The organism is Shewanella electrica (assembly GCF_022321485.1).
GTDB lineage: Bacteria > Pseudomonadota > Gammaproteobacteria > Enterobacterales > Shewanellaceae > Shewanella > Shewanella electrica.
The window spans coordinates 337,217-356,236 of the sequence record NZ_JAKOGG010000005.1 but is presented as its reverse complement, the minus strand read 5'-3'; the positions used below and the strand labels follow the sequence as shown (position 1 = coordinate 356,236).

Below are 19,020 nucleotides of genomic sequence, written 5' to 3'. Positions count from 1 at the left end.
GTCCCCTTCGTCTAGAGGCCTAGGACACCGCCCTTTCACGGCGGTAACAGGGGTTCGAATCCCCTAGGGGATGCCAAATTAAATTAACCGCCTTATAGGCGGTTTTTTTATGCCTGTAAAATGCTGGTAAGCGGTAAGCGGTAAGCGGTAAGCGGTAAGCGGTAAGCGGTAAGCGGTAAGCGGTAAGCCGAGGCCGCTAACATTTATTATCAGCGTAAAAAAGCAGGCTCAAGGCCTGCTTGCGGATAAATAAAGAGGGCTGGTTAATCTAACCCCAAGAAGCCCCCCGTTTGACGCTGCCAAAGTTGGGCATAAATTCCTCCTTGGCTGATCAACTGTTGGTGTGAGCCTTGCTCGACAATCTTGCCTTGGTCCAACACAATGAGTCTATCCATTGCCGCAATAGTGGAAAGTCGATGGGCAATGGCGATAACTGTTTTGCCTTCCATTAGCTGATATAAGCTTTCTTGAATAGCGGCTTCTACTTCGGAGTCCAACGCTGATGTGGCCTCGTCTAACACCAAGATCGGTGCATCTTTAAGTAATACCCGCGCAATGGCGATACGTTGGCGTTGTCCACCTGAGAGTTTTACTCCACGTTCACCCACTTGTGCATCTAAACCGCGATTGCCATGGGGATCCGTAAGTTGCTCAATAAACTCATCAGCTTGCGCTTTTTTGATGGCTGCGAGCATTTCCGCTTCGGTAGCCTCTGGCCGCCCGTAAAGGATGTTCTCCCTAATTGAGCGATGCAGTAGTGATGTATCTTGTGTCACCATGCCGATATTACTGCGCAGCGAATCTTGCGTAACACTGCGAATATCTTCGCCATCAATCAAAATCGCGCCGTATTCGATATCGTAAAACCGCATCAACAGATTCACTAGCGTAGATTTTCCCGCGCCGGAGCGACCCACGAGGCCAATCTTTTCCCCGGGTTTAATGTCGAGTTCTAGTTGTTGCAGTACGCCATTTTTCTCGCCGTAATCAAAACTGACGTTATTGAAATGGATGCCACCGTGCGGGATAGCCAGCGGTTTTGCATCGGCGGTATCTTCGATATTCGTGGGCTGCGATAGGGTATTCATACCGTCAGACACTGTGCCTAAGTTTTCGAATAATGCGCTGATTTCCCACATGATCCACTGTGACATCCCATTGAGCCTTAATGCCAAGCTCACGGCAATGGCGATGGCGCCAACGCTGATGGCACTGCCCATCCATAACCAGATAGATAATGCTGCGACCGCAAAGGCTAATAAGTAGTTAAGTACCTGCACACTGACGTTAATACCGGTGACTAGGCGCATCTGCTTATGTACGGTAGTCAGAAATTCGCGCATGCTGCTGCGGGCGTATTGGGCTTCTTGATGGGTATGAGCAAACAGCTTAACGGTGGAAATATTGGAGTAACTGTCGACAATGCGCCCCGTCATGGTTGAGCGGGCATCGGCTTGTTCGCTCGCCACACTTTTTAACCGCGGGATGAAATACCATTGCAAGCCGATGTAAATCACCAGCCAGCTAGCCATGGGGATGACTAAGCGCCAATCAGCTTTTGCCATCATCACCACCATCGAGGTGAAATACACCAGAATGTACATCAATACATCCAGCAGTTTCATCACCGTTTCTCGCACCGCTAGTGAGGTTTGCATTACTTTGGTGGCTACGCGGCCAGCAAACTCATTTTGATAAAATGAGATACTTTGTTTGAGCAGATACTTATGCGCCAGCCAGCGAATAGCCATCGGGTAGTTGCCGAGTAGCGTTTGATAAACAATCAACGCATGTAACAGCGTAAGCAATGGAATTAACACCAGTACCATCAGACTCATGCCGATCAAGGTCGCGCCTTCTTCCGATAGTAGCGTGTCGGGATTCTTGCTTACCAGCCAATCCACTAATTGCCCCATAAAACCGAACAGCGATACTTCCAATACGGCTAAGGTTGCTGTCAGTATCGACATAATAAGCAGCGGTTTTTCAAAACCTTTGGTGTAATGGCGGCAGAAGGCTAACAAACCTTTAGGGGGCGTGCTCGGCTCAATATCTGGCAGGGGTTGTGTCCAAGATTCAAATAACGTGAGTAAACGGTGTACCATGCAAAACTCTAGATTAATAAATATCCCGCTAAGCATAACCAATGTTGTTACCGCTTTCAGCGCAAATTACCGGATAAAGCCTGCTAATTTTTCGCAGGTACAGTGCCGAATCCCGCTGGTGGTGGCTGATTGAGTTGGTTACTCTGCTGGCAACTAATTACCGATATGAGCTTCATTCATGAACACGCTGGCTAATCAGCAATATCGCCAAGCACGGCTGAGCCGCGACGCGCGCTTTGACGGGGTCTTTTTTGTTGGCGTGCTCTCTACTGGCATTTATTGTCGGCCAATTTGCCCGGCGGTGGCACCGCAGGAGCAAAACGTGCGCTACTTCGATAGTGCCAGTGCGGCGGCCGCGGCGGGCTTACGCCCATGTTTACGTTGTCGCCCTGAAAGTGCGCCAGGCTCTAACCCTTGGCTTGGCACCGATACCACCATGCAGCGCGCGTTATGCTTGATTGAACAAGCGGCGCTGGATAGCCAACAACCATTAAATATTGATGCTATTAGCGCTCGCCTTGGCATATCTTCCCGTTGGCTGAGGCGATTATTCGCCAGCAAGATGGGCACCACACCAATAGCTTACGTGAATTATTGCCGCGTGATGTTTGCCAAGCAGTTGTTGCACCAAACACAGTTGCCGATCACCGAGGTGGCGTTTGCCGCCGGCTTTCAAAGTGTGCGACGTTTTAATGAGGTGTTTCAGGCACAACTGCAACTGTCCCCCTCATCACTGCGTCGCCGGGCTGGCGAAGCGTACTCTGGCACCTTGCAACTCACGCAAAGTTATCGGCCGCCGTATGACTGGGCAGCCATGCTGGCGTTTTATCGTCTGCGTGCGGTGGCGGGCATGGAATGGTTTGAACAAGACGGACAAACGGGCTATGGCCGCACGTTGTCGTTAACTACGCCGCAAGGCCAAATGCACGCAGCCATTTTTGCCGTGGATGAGCCGGAGCAACATCAACTGCGCATTACCATCCAGTTAGCGACGGGGGCGGATATGCGCTTGCTGCCGCAATTAGTCAAACTGTTGCGGCGCATGTTTGATTTAGATGCTGATCCTTATCGCATCAGTGCAGCATTGTGCCATGTGCCTGAGTTAGCCAACATCGCGGAGCACTATATTGGTACGCGCATTACTGGTGTGGCAAGTAGCTTTGAGGCGGGGATCCGCGCCGTGCTCGGTCAGCAAGTGAGTGTTACCCAAGCGATTAAATTGCTTAATCAACTGGTTCAGCAACATGGTACGTGGCAGGAACTCGCTGGACAGCAGCGGCTGTTTTTTCCCACTGCCGCGCAGTTGGCGCGCCAACCCTGTCAGTTAGCCATGCCCAAAGCTCGGCAGCAAACTATCGATAACTTGGCGCGCTTTTGTGCCGCCCAACCACAGAGTCAGGCAGAAGAGTGGTTGCCACTCAAAGGTATTGGCCCGTGGACGGTGGCTTATGCACAATTGCGTGGCGAAGGTTGGCCGGATGTATTACTGGCCAGTGATTTAGTGATAAAAAAACAGTTGGTGGCTTGTGGTCTCGATGACAGCAAAGCGATTGCTGCATTAGCCGCGCAGGTGGCGCCGTGGGGCAGTTATCTTACCTTTATCTTGTGGCGAGCCGCTAGCAGCGCAGTTGAGCCTGTAGCAAATACATCAACCGACGAGAGCACTCATGAGTCATAGTTATCTGATTAGCGGCAATAACCCGAGCGCGATTGCGAGCGTAGCGATGGCATCACCTGTTGGGCAGTTGTGGTTAACGGCCAGTGAACTTGGCTTATGTTCGCTACGGCCGCTGGCGCCCACCGAATCCATGCTTGATAAACAGGGGCGAGTAACATTGGCTGATGAGAGTATCCATGCTGCCAACGCGATTCTTAGCCGTGCCCAGCAGCAGCTTGAAGAGTATTTTGCACAAACTCGCCAGCAGTTCACTGTGCCGTTAGCGCCAACAGGCACGGTATTTCAGCAGTTCGTGTGGCAACAGTTGTTGGAAGTTCCGTTTGGCGCCACGGCATCATATGGTGAATTAGCACAGCGTATCGGCAATCCCAAGGCGGCCCGAGCGGTGGGGGCGGCCAACGGCGCGAATCGTATTGCGATTATTATTCCGTGCCATCGGGTGATTGGTAAACAAGGCGCGTTGACAGGATATGCGTGGGGACTCACCATGAAACAACAACTTATCGACATCGAGCAGCATTAACGTTCAGATTTATGCGAGTTATCATGGTTTTTGTTGGCCGCTGCGGTTATCTTATGCGCCGCTATTTACGCTACGGTATAACAGAATGAATTTGATTTGGTTAGAGGACGATTTAGCGATTTGGCCTGATGCGCCACAATCCGAGCTAGGGAAACAGCTACAAGATGGTAAATTTGGTCACTGTGTCTGGCTGACCGATGATGCCGACCCCTTAGCCGCCTCCGTTGTTGGCCAATGTGCTGTGGTGCTATTCCCCGCGATTACCGCGCTGAATGATGATGCCGTCGCCCCCGTTGCTGAAGTGGTCGCTGCTATTACTCTTCCGACTGATAAATCCCCCATCTTGATTGCTTCGCCATCGCACAATCTTTTAGGTGTGTGGTTGGCCTATCATCTGATGCAACAAGGTGCAGCGCCAGTGCACGCCGTCGCGCGCGTTAGAGCGACATGCGAGCAATGTTTCATCGAAGATGGTTGGGATCAATTCGTCTATGATGTACTTTATCAACTGCAAGCGTAAAGTTCAGATCCGTGCGAGGCAGAATAACCACGAGTTATGTTATGCTTAGCCAAATTATTCAGGGTTGTTAAGCTAGAAGTCTATGAAAAGCAAGGCGAACCAGTCTCAGGGATTACTATTGTTTCATCTGTCTGCTCGGCAGATGTTTGCTATGGGGACACTGAAGATCCGCGAGCTGATCCCCTATAAGCCGCTCAATCATTTACCTAAATCCCACGCTGCGATTAAAGGCACGGTGACATTTCGTGGTCATACCATTCCGGTCATTGATATGGCGGCTGCTATTGGCTATCGCTCGATTGCCGAAGAAGAGTTAACAAACAGCTATATCATCGTCACCGATTGCCAGCGTATGGTGATCGGTTTTCTGGTACGCGGTATCGATAAAATTATTGAATGTAACTGGCGTGATATTGAATCGCCGCCAGATACCGTGGGGCATCATGCCTTGCTCACCGGCGTAACACGCTATAACGAGCAACTGATCCAGTTACTCGACCTAGAGTTGTTAATGGCGAAAATCTTCCCGCATCACCAAGCCAGCTTGGTCAGTGTGACTGACGTGCAGCGTGAAAAACTCCGTACCATGCGGATTTTGCTCGTCGATGATTCCAGCGTGGCGCGTAAGCAGCTTGGGGATGCATTGAATTCGCTCAATATTACTTATGATGTGACCTCTAACGGCAAAACAGCATTGGAGATCATGGAGCAGGGCGCGCTCGATGGTAAACCGGTGAATCTGCTGGTGAGTGATATTGAAATGCCGGGGCTGGATGGCTACGAACTGGCGTTTGAAGTGCGTGATAATCCTGCCTTAGACAAGGCTTACATCATTCTACATACCTCATTATCCAGCGAAATTAGTGTGGGGCAGGCACATCAGGTTGGGGCGAATGAAGCGCTAACTAAGTTTGATGCCCATGAGTTGGTTCAAGCCATGTTACGTGGTGCAAATAAAGTTTCTGGCTAATTTTTAACGGGAATGCCCGCCAATGCTGGACATCAGCGGGCTTCTTCGATAAAAACGTTATTCCATGGCGCCCGCCATTACGATAATAACGATAGGCAACATAATGAAGCTTCTTTCCCTTTGGGTTACGCGCATTGCTCGCACGAGTCTGGTTCTACAAATTCTTTTCGGCATCATCGCCGGTATCCTATTAGCGTTATACGCTCCCGATTGGGCACAGAACATCGCCTTTTTAGGTGAGTTGTTTGTTGATGCGTTAAAAGCTATCGCGCCTATTCTGGTGTTTTTGCTGGTTGCCGCGTCGATTGCTAATCAAAAACGCAATACTCAAACCAATTTGCGACCAGTGATCATGTTGTATCTACTAGGGACCTTCTTTGCGGCGTTGGCGGCGGTCAGCGTGAGTTTTCTATTTCCTTCAACACTGGTGTTGCAAACTACTGAGCAAACCATGAGTCCGCCTGATGGTATAGGTGAAGTGTTACATACGCTGTTATTTAAGATGGTCGATAACCCAATAAAGGCGCTGATGAACGGCAACTACATCGGTATCTTGGTGTGGGCCATCGGTTTAGGGCTGACGTTAAAACACGGTAGCGATGCCACCAAAAAAGTGTTTTGGGATATGAGCCATGGCGTATCTAACATGGTGCGCTTTGTGATTCATCTCGCGCCGATTGGCATCTTTGGCTTAGTGGCCGCTTCTATTGCCAGTACCGGGTTCGATGCGATGGCGAGTTATCTACATCTGTTGGCGGTATTGATCTGTACCATGTTGTTTATGGCGCTGGTGGTCAATCCGCTATTGGTGTTCTATAAAATCCGCCGTAATCCGTATCCGCTGGTGTTGATGTGCTTACGGGAAAGTGGCGTAACGGCATTCTTTACCCGCTCAAGTGCAGCAAATATTCCGGTCAATATGGCGCTGTGCGAGCGCTTGAAGTTACATGAAGATACTTATTCAGTATCGATTCCACTCGGTGCCACCATCAATATGGGCGGCGCGGCGATTACCATTACCGTGCTGACCTTAGCGGCAGTAAACACCTTAGGTTACAACGTTGACCTGCCGACGGCGTTGTTGCTGAGTATCGTGGCGGCTGTTTCCGCTTGTGGCGCTTCCGGTGTAGCAGGTGGGTCGCTGCTGTTGATCCCCTTGGCCTGTAGCTTGTTTGGCATTACCAATGAATTGGCAATGCAAGTTGTCGCGGTAGGCATGATTATCGGCGTGTTGCAAGATTCCGCTGAAACCGCGCTTAACTCATCAACGGATGTGATATTTACCGCAGCCGCCTGTATTGCAGAAGAACAGCAAGGTGAGGTATAGCGAGGTAGGAGCTTATCGCTCCTACCTTGTCAGCCACTAGGCGATACAGTAGCGGTTACGGCCGCTAGTTTTTGCCTGATACAACGCGGTATCGGCCTGCTCAAACAGTTGTTCTGCGGTGATCTTATGCGGCGGTGAACTTATGCCGATACTGCACGACAGTTGGTTTTCCTTAAAGAACAGCTGATGCGCTCCTTGTTGCAGCACTCGGTCAGCGATATGACGCGCCGCTTCATCATTACCTTCCACAATAATGACAAATTCATCTCCGCCTAAGCGAAATGCCTGATCGGTGCTACGAATACTGCTGCGAATGATATCGGCAAACAGTGTCAGTGCACGATCACCCTCACGATGGCCTTTACTGTCATTCAGTTTTTTGAAGTTATCTAAATCTAATATCAACAAGCTCAGGGCTGAACGACCACGGCGATGGCGGGCGATGCTATGAGCTAATGCTTGATTAAACCATAAACGATTGCCGAGATTGGTTAATGAGTCCAACAACACCTGTTCGGCGATTTTTTGGTGCTTTTTAGCGTTACTTAAAGGTTGTATCAGTAAGGGTTCCACTTGATCGAGCATGTGACTCTCACTTGGATTTAAAGATACCGACACATAGTAATCCAACTGACATGGTCCATGCTCCATTGACAGTATGCGGCTCAGTTTTTGGCCCTTAGGTCGGCCCCATTGCAGTGATAACTCTTGATCATGCAGTTGCACTCCATAAAGCGGCAAAACAGCCTGCAGTTGTTTGCCGTAACTGGCAAATACTGTCCTAGGGTCTAAACTCGCATGTAATTTCTGTAATAAATGCAGTTGATCGATTTTAACTGCGCTGAGCGGCTTGTCCTGCCAGATGTAGGTATCAGCGTATCCTTCGGCTGTAGGTAAAAAATCCATAAAGATACTCCGGTTAACTCTCTATTGTGGCCTCGATAAAGCAATATGCGTGCCGATAACGCTAATGCCTTGAATTGTGGCCGATAGTGCAGGTTAGTCAGCGTCATTATTTCGTCGGTGTCACCTTTTTGACAAAAATGCGGTAGTCACTTAAGGAGTCGTATATTGGGCCATCAATTACTCACACAAGTGTTGATGATGTTGCTCATCGCCATCGTGGCGATTGTCTTGTTACGTCGACTGCGGGTGCCCGCATTGTTGGCTTATCTCTTTACTGGAATGATCAGTGGCCCGGCAGGGTTTAACTGGGTCTCGCAATCATCCATTTACCTCATTGCAGAACTCGGCGTCGTGTTACTGATGTTCACCCTTGGTTTGGAGTTTTCCATCGGCAAATTGTGGTCACAAAGGCGCACTGTGTTTGGCTTGGGGAGCTTACAGGTGGTGTTGTGTGCGCTGACGGTTGCCGTTATTGGCCTGCTATTCATTAATGATTTACGGCAAACCATAGTGCTCGGTTTTGCGGTCGCCTTATCGTCTACCGCCATTGTGCTAAAACAGCTGAGCGATACTGGTCAGTTATCGCATCGACATGGTGAACTCGCGGTCGGCGTGCTGCTGTTTCAAGACCTTGCGGTGGTACCGTTGTTGATTATTATCCCGTTACTGGGATCAGCGGCCCCCGGCGCCTTTTTACCTGCACTGCTCATGGCGTTACTGAAAGGTGTGGCGGCGTTTGTACTGGTGCTCGGCATTGGCAAGTGGGTGTTGCCACGGTTATTTGATGAGGTTGCCCGCGCTCGCAGTAGTGAGCTATTTGTGTTGTGTGCCTTGGTGGTGGCATTGCTCACTGGCGTGGCTACTTACTGGTTGGGATTGTCGATGGCACTGGGGGCTTTTCTTGCTGGTATGGTGTTAGGTGAAAGCCAATATCGGCGGCAAATTGAGGCCGATATTCGACCATTCCGTGACTTGTTAATGGGGGTGTTCTTTATCTCTATTGGCATGTTGTTGGATCTGGGCAGTCTGCTCGGTTTTTGGTGGCAAGTTTTGCTGATGACCGCCGGGCTGATACTACTCAAAAGTTTACTGATCATCATGCTATTGCGTTCAGCCGGGGAGAGTATTGCAACAGCGCTTGCTACTGCCGCGGCGTTGGCGCAGATGGGCGAATTTTCCTTCGTGCTCATTGGCGTTGGTGTCAACACTCAGCTTTTGGCACCACAGTGGGCCAATCTGCTGGTGCTGTCTGGTGTGTTATCCATGGCATTAACGCCGTGGATGATGCAGTTACTCAGTCAGCGCCGTCCCGTCTTAAGAGCGCAGGATTTACAAGATGCGGCAACGCCCATATTGCCGCCGGAGCGGGCGAAGGTGTTACTGCTTGGCTTTGGGCGTGTAGGGCAGCTGATTGCCAGTTTTCTTAAGGCTGAAGCGATTCACTATGTTGCGTTAGATACTGATCCAGCACGAGTAACGCAAGGGCGCGTCGCTGGCGAGCCGTTGTTCTTTGGTGATGCGAGTAAGTCGGCGATTTTGCAACAAGCAGGTATTGCTGACGTCGCGATTATAATCATTACCTTTCATCGACATTCGCACATTCAGCAATTGTTGGCGTTGTGCAGAGAATTAGCACCACGGAGCAAGATTTTAGTGCGCACCAGCGACGACCGCCAAATGACGGCGTTAAAACACGCGGGTGCCGATCAGGTGATCCCTGAAGTGTTTGAAGGCAGTTTGATGTTGGTGTCGCACGTGTTGCATCACTCCGGTGTGCCACTGAGTAAAATCTTGCGGTTACTGGAAAATGAGCGCCGCAATCATTATCCCAATCTGCACGGCAGTGTGGCTGTCGCGGCGGACGATCTAGGTTTTGAGCAGTTGTTTGCGTTGCCGTTGGCGGTGAATGCGGCGGCGTTGGGCATCGCACTATCAGCCGTGCCTTGGGCGGCGTTAAAGGTGCAGCTGGTATCGTGGCGTCGTGGTGATGTGGAGTATGACGCCAGCCAAGATACCATGTTACAAGCGGGCGATATATTGCTGTTGTGCGGCGTTGCCGAAGATCTGGCTCTGGCAGAGTTGTGGTTTATCCATGGCAAATCGTGACGTTTGTTACTGCCTCAAGGGAATCTTAACGATCAGGCGGAGCCACCGCTAATGTGGAAATTGAAAAAAGTTCTCCAGCTCACTCATCTGCTTTTGTGCATCACGATAGCCAAGGTCGATCAGTGCGCCAGTAAAACTCTTTTCAAATAACAGATAAGACAAAATACTGGATTCAGATTGGCTGTTGATGCCGATGAGTCCTAACAAGCGCCGAATCGCAAATGGCATATCCATATAGTAACGTTTTGCCAAATCACTCAAATCTTCGCTTGGCTTAATCACTAACGTCTCAATTACTCGCAGTGAGGCGGATTGTTGTACCTCTTTAGGGATCAACGCCAAGGTGCTGTTCACCCGTTTTAGCCGCTCCAGATCGCTGTTCAGCGTGTCGGAAAAGATGGTATCCAGCAGATGACCAGCCACGGTTGCAGTCTTGGGGTGGTACTCCAGCTCTTTGGGTCGATGTTTATGCGGGCTTTCCAAATTGACCACCAAAATCTTATTTGCGCCTAAATGGATGGGACAAGACAATGGCGCTAGCTGATGCACCGAGCCATCACCGTAATACCATTTACCGAGTTTTATCGAGGGAAACACTAACGGAATGGCGGCGCTGGCCATCAGATGTTCAGTATTTAGGCGGCAACGTTCACCGCTGCGACGTGCCCGTTTCCAATTGGCAATCTCGTCGCTGGCTTGGAAAAAACTCACCGAATGGGAGCTGTTGTAGCACGAGGTATCGATGCTTAAGGCGGTGAGATGACCGCGCTGAATATTACGGTCAATGCGCTCAAAGTTGATCAGCTCATTCAATAACTGCCGCAGTGGATCATTGTCGAGCAAACTACCGGCGGTTGTATTGGCTCGGTCACTTTGTAAGCTTCTTAAAAAAATGCCTGCCAATTGTGCTAACACTTGTGCAAGTGATGATTGGTACACTCGACCAGTGTCGATATGGCGCCAAATCCATTCCAGCTTTTTTACGCCCAAGTGAAAGCAAGAGGCGTGTGTTGCCATGGCAGTGCCATTAATGGCACCGGCTGAGGTGCCACAAATGATATTGAATGGAATAGCATGATTGCGCGGATAATGCTGGACTAAGGCTTTGAGCACGCCGACTTGATAAGCTGCTCGCGCGCCACCGCCACCTAACATGAGTGCTGTGCTATCCAACTGATAATCCTCACTTTATGACTTAAGATTAATAGTAGCTAAGTTTGCTCAAGTCGTGTGTAAACCTGCGGAAAATCTGCCCCATAGCTTATCGATTGCGACTATTTTGAGCAATCGTTACCTGCTTTGAGTTGGGCAAAATGCGCTTGAGCTGAGGCTAAATTGTACTTAGCGCAAGATAAGACAACGACCGGCCTTATCTTGCGCACGCTGGAGGGCTTAGAGGATCGGTGTGAAGTTTTGCGTGGTAGTTTGACCCGCTGTTACGGTGATTTCATGCACTTGACCCGCAGGATTCGGAATGCTGATACCATCGAATTGCTCGGGATCATCTGCTATCGGTGAGCAACTGAAGGCAATGGTGTAATCGCCCGCAGGAATAAAACCAAACTGGTAATCAGCAAAGTTGCCTTCGGCGTAAGTCACCGGAGCGGATGTGTACGCCATGACGGCTGGCACGACGATCTCAGTGGTGTTGACCTCTGGATCATACAGATCGGCTAAGGTGTTCGTTAGCCCATGCCCGGGGTAAAGATAGACGAAGTTCCCTTGCTCGAAACTACAGCCTTCAGTATTGAATAAACTGACATCAACCGTACCACTAATACTGGCAACTTCGGCATTGTTGACGATGGTAACGCCGTGCGGCTTGAGGTTATAGCGCTGACCATTTTGATTCTCCACCAACGACTGACGCAGATTAAACTCAATAGTAAATTGCTGCACGCTATCAGCGGCAACGGTAAAACCACCGAGTCGCAAGCGATTGCTGGGTTGTTTTAGGGGAATCTGTTGGCCGTTGTCGTTGACCACATAACTTAGATCTGAGCCAGATGATTCATCCAACACATGCAGAATGAGATTGTCATAGCTACCCGTTGGAATTGGCTCGTTACTGACGATTAACGTACTATCACTGCCCTGATATTGCAGTAAGTCAATTTGGCGGAAAGTCGCACCGTTTTCACCTTGCACATCAAGTACAATATTCTCTTCACCGTTTCTGATGAGTTCAATTTGGTCAAAAGCGACCACGACTTGTTCGGCACTGTCAACCGGCGCATCGGATACGGCGAATGATACCCGTGACATGGCGACTTCAGGTTCGGCGGGGCTGTCGCTACCACCACAGCCGGTGAGTAACAGTATCGTAGCGCTTGTCAGCAGCGCACTTGGTAATGAATATTGGCGTTTCATAGGGCTCTCCCATTAGCTCCATTTTGCAGCATTACCTTAACAATTGTAGCTGAATCACGACTGTATCATGTTTACATATGTTGCTTTTTAGTTGCTGGTTTCATGGCGTTGGATAGTGGCAATATCGCTAACTAACAGATTTTTATGAAGGATTATCGGATTGGCTAAGGTGAATTCCAACGCGCGTCATCAGGTCTATATACGCCAATTTGAGCCATTGGATGAAGAACTGCGCATGGCGATGTTGGCAGATCTCAGTGCGGCAGAGCGAGAGCGTATCGCGCTGTCTCGCTCAGCGCGAGTGCGCGATAAATTGCTGCAAAGCCGTTGGTGGTTGCGCCAGTGTTTAAGCTTGCAGCATGCTGAGCTGGCGGCACATGCTTGGCCAATTGAGGCCGATGTTCACGGCAAGCCGCTGTTATCCTGTTTGTACCAAGGTGCACCGATTCAGTTTAACGTTAGCCACAGTGGTAATTATCTGGCGATTGTCATTGCAAGTGGTAATGATGCGGTAGGTATCGATATCGAGCAGATCAAACCACAGCGACGCTGGCAGGAAATTGCGGAGCAATATTTTACGGCGTCAGAATTACAGTTATTGCAGGCACAACCAAGCACCGAGCAAGCGGCGATGTTCTATCGCTTGTGGGTGTTAAAAGAGGCGTTACTCAAAGCTAAAGGCGTAGGATTGACCGCACCGTTAGCCGATTATGATTTTAGTGGCGCCGAGTTACATGCTGTCAGCGCAACAAGATTACAGTCAGTACATCGTTGGCGAGAAACCACAACACAAGTGTGGCAGAGTTGGTTGATGGCACCGACACCGCAACTGTTATTGGCGGTGACGCTAGCCACCGCACAAACTCCTGTTTCATGGCAGTTGGTGCCATCCAGCACCTTAGCGGATTATTGGCGCGCCAGACGATGACTCTCTGGCACCTGCTCAAAATCGCTACGGAACGGATTGATATCTAAGCCGCCACGACGGGTGTAGCGCGCATAGACGGTCAACTTAGTGCAATGACAGAACTGCTTGAGATCGGTAAAAATCCGCTCAACACACTGCTCGTGAAACTCATTATGTTGGCGGAAGGAAATCAAATAGCGCAGCAGTTGCTCACGGTTAATCTTAGGTCCTTGGTAGCGGATCATCACGCTGCCCCAATCGGGCTGAGAAGTAATTAAGCAGTTAGATTTTAGCAAGTTAGAGTTAAGTGTTTCCGCCACCATCTGCTTGTCATCGGTACTGTTTTCCAGCCATGCGGTAGAAAATTGATAATCGGTCACTTCAATGTCTAACTCATCGATATTGTTGCCCGGCAGTTCCACAATACGTTGCAAGCCAAACTGTTTCGGTTCAATAAGCGCCACCTTCACTGCACCATTGGCGCACTTGGCTAAGTCTTGGCTCAATGTTTGTTGCAGCGCCTCAACACTGTCGAACTTACTCTGATTCAAACTGTTCAAGTACAGCTTAAATGATTTGGATTCAATCAGGTTTTCACTGTTGGCGTCCAATTGCACTTCAGCCATAGCAACCATAGGTTTGCCTTTACTGTTAAGCCAAGACAGTTCATAAGCGGTCCACAGATCTCCGCCGTGAAATGGCAAAGGCGCTGCTAAAGCAATAGCATCACGATTGAGCTTACGAGGAACCGCCTGCAACAACTCTGGAGCATAATGCTGCTGATAAGATACCGATTTCCCGAGGGTTAACCCGGCTAGTGCTGGCGATTGCTGATAAGGATCAGTGTGTGGATTTTGTGACATCTCAAGTTATTCCATGCAAAATAGGGCCTGATTATATCGTAAATAAAGGAAAGATCAGGTGTCTTGCGCAGTCGCATTGTCGCAGTGGTTAGCTCAATACCAACAGCGTTATCAACAAACACTTCACGAATGCCCTCGTCATTATAGCCAAGGGGAACCATCTTTGTGTCGTCAACAAGACTATGCCGAGCCAGTACAGTGGTGCCATGTGGCGCGCACGGAGGCGGGCTCGTTTGACAATGTACGTCAAGCGCTCGAGATTGAATTACACCAAGATATTGAAGCATTTTATGGCAGTCACTGGGCTGGACCGCTGCATTTTGATGCTCCGTGGGGTGTCGGCGAGTTGCTACAAGTGTGGAACGAGGACGATTTTGCCCGCTTGCAGCAAAATCTGATTGGTCACCTGATGATGAAGCGCAAACTCAAACAAGCGCCAAGCTGGTTTATCGGCGTGACTGACAGCGACGACATGATTTGTGTCAAAAATGAAGAGGGCAGCGTTTGGCTTGAACGGCCAGGGCAGGAGCCATCAACCTTATTGGCTCCATCTATCGAGGCTTTTTTGCAACAGATCCAACCACGCGTGGCGCCCGCCGTTGAGTATGTGGAACAAGAGGCAAGCTCGGTGGACCATCCGGGCATATTCGCCTCACTCAAACGGATGTGGCACAACCTATTTGGCCGTAAATAAGTGCTTCAGCCGTTACTGAAAATCCCACGATAAATTAGACACAATGCGGCACTGGTCGCACTTGAAGTGGAACAGATCCAGTAACGGCTCCGATTGCCGCCAGTGAGTATTACCACAGCGCGGGCAGCAACGGCTTAACTCTTCTTGCTTATCATGTCCGCCGATACGGTAGAGATAATAATAAGTCGGGATCTTGGTTAAATACTCGATTCGCCCACGTAAATCCCAGCCACGGCGAAAGAGATCACTATTAACGTTGGCTAATTCATTTACCGCAGCAAATTCCGCCGCAGAGGCGGATGCCATCTGAATTTCATCACATGCTTGCCACTCGGTTTGCCAGCGGATTAACTGTTTATGGTCACCATTAAAGGTGGCGGGAATGCGGTAGAGCGGGATCGGTTGCAACGTGTCGCCACTGCGCAGCGGTGAACACATATGCACGTAGCTGGTATACAACAACTGCCAACTTGGCGGCTCACTGTTACTGGTTTCTGAGTTGATATCTAAACCGATAAGTTTTTCACGTGGATGCAGCAATTTAGCGGCTTTTAAGCCATCAACTGCCTGCTTTGCCCACGGGCTGTTGAAACGATTCGCTAAACTTTGTTGTTCCGGTAACAGCAAGCGCACTTTGAACACGCCGTCTTTAAGTGCCACCGCAAACTCGCGACCGAGAATTTGCCCATTCTGTCGCCACGCTTCTAACAGTTGATTAATCGCACGTTCTGCTTCGCTGATGGTGGTATCGGCAAAACATTCAAAACTCACTTCGGTAACGTACATCAGGCATGTCCATCCAATCTTGCTTCGAGCGCGGCTACGCGAGCATTCAAGGCATCATATGCTTGCTGTAGTTGCTTCAATTGTTGCTGTAAATCGGCGGTTTGTTCGCTTGTTTGTGGCGCTGAAACCGTGCTAACGCTGCTGCTCATCACTTGCGCGGCTTGGACGATTTCATCACTCGACAGGGCTTTAAAGCGGGCAATGCCTTCAATCAATTGCGGCATTGGGACTTTGCCCCCCAGCTTGGCCCTGACAATAGCGGTTGAGGGCGTAATACCTGCCAGCGACAGTTTTGCCGCCGTATGAATAATCTGGTCAATCACCGAAGACATGTAGCGAAATTCCTTAAAAAGTGATGATTTTGAAAATGAATCGTATATGAAAAATATTAATTCATTGAAATGTAATGAAAATTTAATTGGCACAACTTTTGTAATATCTCGCAGGATGTCTAATAACAATCAAAGGAAGTGTTATGAATAAGTTGTTGCCTATACTGGCCATTGCTAGCTTAAGTTTAACGGGCTGTGTTGTCAGCGTTGGCCACGGAGATTCCGCCAATGATAGAGAATCTTGGGAGCAAGTACAGCGTCAAAATCAACAAATGATAGCCTCATTAAAGCTCGGTATGAGTATTGACCAAGTACAAGCACTGATGGGGACACCGAGTTTCAATGAAGCGTTTGAGTCGCAAGGGAAGACGGTGCAAGTGCTGTTTTATCGTACTCAGCACCAACACAGTGATGGTAAAACTACGCGGGATGAATGTACGCCACTCATTTTTAGTGAAGGAACATTAACTGGCTGGGGCGACAAACCCTACAGCCAGCTGTGATGTTATTGATGCAATGAACTATCGAGATGCCCGATGACCTCGGCCCATTGGGCATCTTCTAGAATGGCTTCTTCTATAAAAGCACGTTGTGCCGCATTCCAATAGGGCGCATCGGCTATCCTGACATGAGGCGGCAGTTGGTGACTGGCAATGAACTGTTGCATCGCCTCCTCATCATTATCTAATCCAAGTTGCGAAAACAATGACGAGAACGCCGGGTTTACTGTATCCATGCTGGCTCCTTGGTTGATTTCTGTACCGTTAATGGTGCGCTAAGTATAGCGCGAAGCAACTGACTATGCGGTTAACAGCTCAGTGGTTAAGTTTCCCGCAACCGATATTACCTGCGTTATATATAGGTCTACCGTTTTCCCCTGTCGTCGTGTGAGACATATCTTACAAGGATGTGAGACATTGATTGTTTAAATGCGTCGTTTAAATCTTAAAGATTTACATAACTTAATGAAAATTAATTAATAATTTAGTCGGGCAACGGTGTGGGACAGTGTGAGACGATATTTTTGTTTTGTGAGCCATACTTGGTTTATTACCCCTTTAGAGTAATATTTAACTCATCGAAGGATTGGACACACAGGGACTCGTCAGGACGACGATTCATCAGGAAGATGAACTTGTAGGGACACAATCCGATGATGATACATGGAAAGTAAGCTAGCAGGAAGTTAGCTGAGCATGGAAAGTTTCCCGAGGACTGGGATGTCAGGATGACCAAGGAAATCGGAAAAGGAATTTCAAGGATGATGTGGACACGCTTCAGGACGAGGCAAGACTGGTAGAAGGAATCTCCAGTTTGAGGGACGTGTACTTAGGTACAGGGATTATCAGGGAACGAGAAGGACCGTGAAGGATCGATTCATTCGCATGGATGGTGCAGGGAAGCACAAGTTATAGCTGGATGGCTTAGCAAAAAAATAGAAGGGCGCGACTAGTTGTCGCGCCCTTTCTCTTTTGGCCTCAGGCGATTTTCATGCACCTTAGCCAAATTGCCGTTGCACTTATGCGTTAATGACAGCCGCCTGAGCCACAGCTACTGCCGCCACAACCACCACCAAATTTACCTCGCGCAGATGGCGCTTGCTGCCAATCAGGCTCCGGAAAAATAGGCCACTCAATTTTTTGTACCTGATTCCCCCGCATTCTGACAGTGCCTTTAAACTGGTTAATCCCGTCAGTGCTGAATTCAAACATAAAGCTGGCACGCCAACCTATACCGGTGGTACCACCAAATGATGGCCGAGCGTTATCCATGGCAACGGCCAGAAATTGCACCCGTTGTCGGCTGCATTCGCGCTCGATAAAACGTTTGGCAATTTCTGCCATTTGGCGCAGTTGCCAAAAGAAGGCGGCAATCAACACGAGTGCCGCAATCATTAAAAAATCGGTCATCATTGAGTCATGGCCTTAAATAGTCCGCCAATAGCGGCTGAGAGTTGCGCACTGCGTTCCGGGTTACGCAATTCACTCAACATTGGCATACGGATCTCGGGAATCGCCACAATATCAGCAAAGATTTGATTAAAAAAGGGCTGAGGTTGAGCCGCTAACGACTCAAGATAAAACTTGCGAATGGCGTCGCGCTTTAATACTGGCCAGCAGCGTGCGGCGACGGCAATCAACTGCTGTTCATCCAGAGGTTGTTGCTGATCAGCAAGTTGTTGCAGCAATTGCGTGGTGACCTCTTCAGCAGAGGCACTGGCTCGCAGTAGGTAGCTGCGGCGTTCATCGTTGATAGTTGCAAATAGCTTAGCAATTGTCTGTTGCACCGAGCTTGGCGCGACGACATGTTCTAACAACTGGCAGGTGGCAATTTGGATCTCAGCAACGCTGGAGGCTAGCGCATTACTCAACAGCTGCGCATGTTCAAAATCACCAGCGCGCGCACAGATATCTGCCAGACCTTGTAAGCCCACGCTTTGCCACATCTCGGCCCCCGCAGTCCCCGCCAAATATTGGCAGGCAAATTCATACTGGCTTGACGCTGGCTGTTTGAGCGATTTGCGCAGCTGTGCATTGAAGATAGCAAGCTTCTCTTGTGACGGCTTGGCATGGAATGGGTGGCTTGCCATGCGCTGCTGCTCGTCCTCTGTCAGCGGTTTAGTGATGTCTTGGCCAATGGCATCCGACAACATCTGCATAAATTGGCTGCGGGCGGCAGGATTGAGTAGGCCGCGTTCATCGAGCGGAAATTTCAAAAACCAAATAAACGGTTGCTGAGGATCTTCGCCAAATACCAACGCAAATTGGGCATGGCCTTGAATCGGATAAGGGTAGGGGGTAGTGAGTGTTTCAAAGGCGTCAAACTCGCTGTTGCTGATCGGTTGCACGCGCCGACCTAAATCAAACACCCAATATTGTGTGTTTGCCGCGTTTAACAGTTCGCCCAAAGTGTTGATGTTGCTCATAACCCTA

The 19,020-nt window shown here is 49.4% G+C and carries 19 protein-coding genes and 1 tRNA gene; 10 read left to right on the top strand and 10 right to left on the bottom strand.

Going from position 1 to position 19,020, the window contains the following annotated elements:
- Window positions 1-76 (top strand) — tRNA-Glu (locus L9G74_RS10590).
- 187 nt (window positions 77-263) lie between these two features.
- On the opposite strand, the gene L9G74_RS10585 is transcribed toward L9G74_RS10590, so the two are convergent.
- A complete protein-coding gene (locus L9G74_RS10585) occupies window positions 264-2,105 on the bottom strand; it encodes an ABC transporter ATP-binding protein (protein WP_238896274.1) in 1,842 nt (613 codons plus the stop codon).
- A gap of 178 nt (window positions 2,106-2,283) precedes the next feature.
- Between L9G74_RS10585 and L9G74_RS10580 the strand changes: the two genes are divergently transcribed.
- The 5 genes from L9G74_RS10580 to sstT all read left to right on the top strand — a co-directional run bounded on the left by L9G74_RS10580 (window position 2,284) and on the right by sstT (window position 7,123).
- Window positions 2,284-3,783: an AlkA N-terminal domain-containing protein gene (locus L9G74_RS10580; protein WP_238896273.1), complete on the top strand. Its 1,500-nt coding sequence runs from the start codon at window positions 2,284-2,286 to the stop codon at window positions 3,781-3,783.
- Window positions 3,773-4,306, top strand: coding sequence for a methylated-DNA--[protein]-cysteine S-methyltransferase (locus L9G74_RS22310; protein ID WP_275297349.1), 534 nt, complete (start codon window positions 3,773-3,775; stop codon window positions 4,304-4,306). Before L9G74_RS10580 ends, L9G74_RS22310 begins: the two co-directional genes overlap by 11 nt.
- A gap of 85 nt (window positions 4,307-4,391) precedes the next feature.
- Window positions 4,392-4,826: a hypothetical protein gene (locus L9G74_RS10565; protein ID WP_238896272.1), complete on the top strand. Its 435-nt coding sequence runs from the start codon at window positions 4,392-4,394 to the stop codon at window positions 4,824-4,826.
- An 82-nt stretch (window positions 4,827-4,908) separates the two neighbouring features.
- Complete coding sequence (locus L9G74_RS10560) at window positions 4,909-5,796, top strand: chemotaxis protein (protein WP_238896271.1); 888 nt, start codon at window positions 4,909-4,911, stop codon at window positions 5,794-5,796.
- A 103-nt stretch (window positions 5,797-5,899) separates the two neighbouring features.
- Window positions 5,900-7,123, top strand: coding sequence for a serine/threonine transporter SstT (sstT, locus tag L9G74_RS10555; protein ID WP_238896270.1), 1,224 nt, complete (start codon window positions 5,900-5,902; stop codon window positions 7,121-7,123).
- Window positions 7,124-7,159: 36 nt separating this feature from the next.
- Here the strand turns inward: sstT and L9G74_RS10550 are convergent, their stop codons facing one another.
- On the bottom strand, window positions 7,160-8,029 hold the full coding sequence (locus tag L9G74_RS10550) for a GGDEF domain-containing protein (RefSeq protein ID WP_238896269.1): 870 nt from the start codon (window positions 8,027-8,029) through the stop codon (window positions 7,160-7,162).
- A gap of 165 nt (window positions 8,030-8,194) precedes the next feature.
- Between L9G74_RS10550 and L9G74_RS10545 the strand changes: the two genes are divergently transcribed.
- Window positions 8,195-10,135 (top strand): monovalent cation:proton antiporter family protein, encoded by a 1,941-nt coding sequence (locus L9G74_RS10545; protein WP_238896268.1) that lies wholly within the window; start codon window positions 8,195-8,197, stop codon window positions 10,133-10,135.
- A gap of 48 nt (window positions 10,136-10,183) precedes the next feature.
- Here L9G74_RS10545 and L9G74_RS10540 read toward each other — a convergent pair whose 3' ends face one another.
- Window positions 10,184-11,290 (bottom strand): patatin-like phospholipase family protein, encoded by a 1,107-nt coding sequence (locus tag L9G74_RS10540; protein WP_238896291.1) that lies wholly within the window; start codon window positions 11,288-11,290, stop codon window positions 10,184-10,186.
- A gap of 237 nt (window positions 11,291-11,527) precedes the next feature.
- Window positions 11,528-12,505 carry a DUF4382 domain-containing protein gene (locus tag L9G74_RS10535; protein WP_238896267.1) on the bottom strand — a complete coding sequence of 326 codons (978 nt, stop codon included), beginning with the start codon at window positions 12,503-12,505 and terminating at the stop codon, window positions 11,528-11,530.
- A gap of 169 nt (window positions 12,506-12,674) precedes the next feature.
- Here L9G74_RS10535 and L9G74_RS10530 point away from each other — a divergent pair, with 169 nt between their 5' ends.
- Window positions 12,675-13,433, top strand: a complete 759-nt coding sequence (locus L9G74_RS10530) for a 4'-phosphopantetheinyl transferase family protein (protein ID WP_238896290.1) — start codon at window positions 12,675-12,677, stop codon at window positions 13,431-13,433.
- Here the strand turns inward: L9G74_RS10530 and queF are convergent.
- Window positions 13,412-14,275, bottom strand: a complete 864-nt coding sequence (queF, locus tag L9G74_RS10525; protein ID WP_238896266.1) for an NADPH-dependent 7-cyano-7-deazaguanine reductase QueF — start codon at window positions 14,273-14,275, stop codon at window positions 13,412-13,414. The genes L9G74_RS10530 and queF overlap by 22 nt on opposite strands.
- A 58-nt stretch (window positions 14,276-14,333) precedes the next feature.
- On the opposite strand from queF, the gene syd reads away from it, so the two are divergent.
- Complete coding sequence (gene syd / locus L9G74_RS10520; RefSeq protein WP_238896265.1) at window positions 14,334-14,969, top strand: SecY-interacting protein; 636 nt, start codon at window positions 14,334-14,336, stop codon at window positions 14,967-14,969.
- A gap of 12 nt (window positions 14,970-14,981) precedes the next feature.
- Here syd and L9G74_RS10515 read toward each other — a convergent pair whose 3' ends face one another.
- Both L9G74_RS10515 and L9G74_RS10510 read right to left on the bottom strand, forming a co-directional pair.
- Window positions 14,982-15,755, bottom strand: coding sequence for a Zn-ribbon-containing protein (locus tag L9G74_RS10515; RefSeq protein ID WP_238896264.1), 774 nt, complete (start codon window positions 15,753-15,755; stop codon window positions 14,982-14,984).
- Window positions 15,755-16,087: a hypothetical protein gene (locus L9G74_RS10510; RefSeq protein WP_238896263.1), complete on the bottom strand. Its 333-nt coding sequence runs from the start codon at window positions 16,085-16,087 to the stop codon at window positions 15,755-15,757. The genes L9G74_RS10515 and L9G74_RS10510 overlap by 1 nt, the downstream gene beginning before the upstream one ends.
- A 143-nt stretch (window positions 16,088-16,230) precedes the next feature.
- Here L9G74_RS10510 and L9G74_RS10505 point away from each other — a divergent pair, with 143 nt between their 5' ends.
- Window positions 16,231-16,590: a DUF3192 domain-containing protein gene (locus L9G74_RS10505; RefSeq protein ID WP_238896262.1), complete on the top strand. Its 360-nt coding sequence runs from the start codon at window positions 16,231-16,233 to the stop codon at window positions 16,588-16,590.
- A 2-nt stretch (window positions 16,591-16,592) separates the two neighbouring features.
- Here the strand turns inward: L9G74_RS10505 and L9G74_RS10500 are convergent, their stop codons facing one another.
- From L9G74_RS10500 to L9G74_RS10490, 3 genes are all read right to left on the bottom strand, one after another.
- Entirely contained in the window at window positions 16,593-16,823 is a 231-nt protein-coding gene (locus tag L9G74_RS10500) for a DUF2789 domain-containing protein (protein ID WP_238896261.1), read from the bottom strand.
- Window positions 16,824-17,613: 790 nt separating this feature from the next.
- Window positions 17,614-18,000, bottom strand: coding sequence for a DUF3301 domain-containing protein (locus tag L9G74_RS10495; protein ID WP_238896260.1), 387 nt, complete (start codon window positions 17,998-18,000; stop codon window positions 17,614-17,616).
- Window positions 17,997-19,013, bottom strand: coding sequence for a DUF3549 family protein (locus L9G74_RS10490; RefSeq protein WP_238896259.1), 1,017 nt, complete (start codon window positions 19,011-19,013; stop codon window positions 17,997-17,999). Before L9G74_RS10490 ends, L9G74_RS10495 begins: the two co-directional genes overlap by 4 nt.
- Window positions 19,014-19,020: the final 7 nt, after the last annotated feature.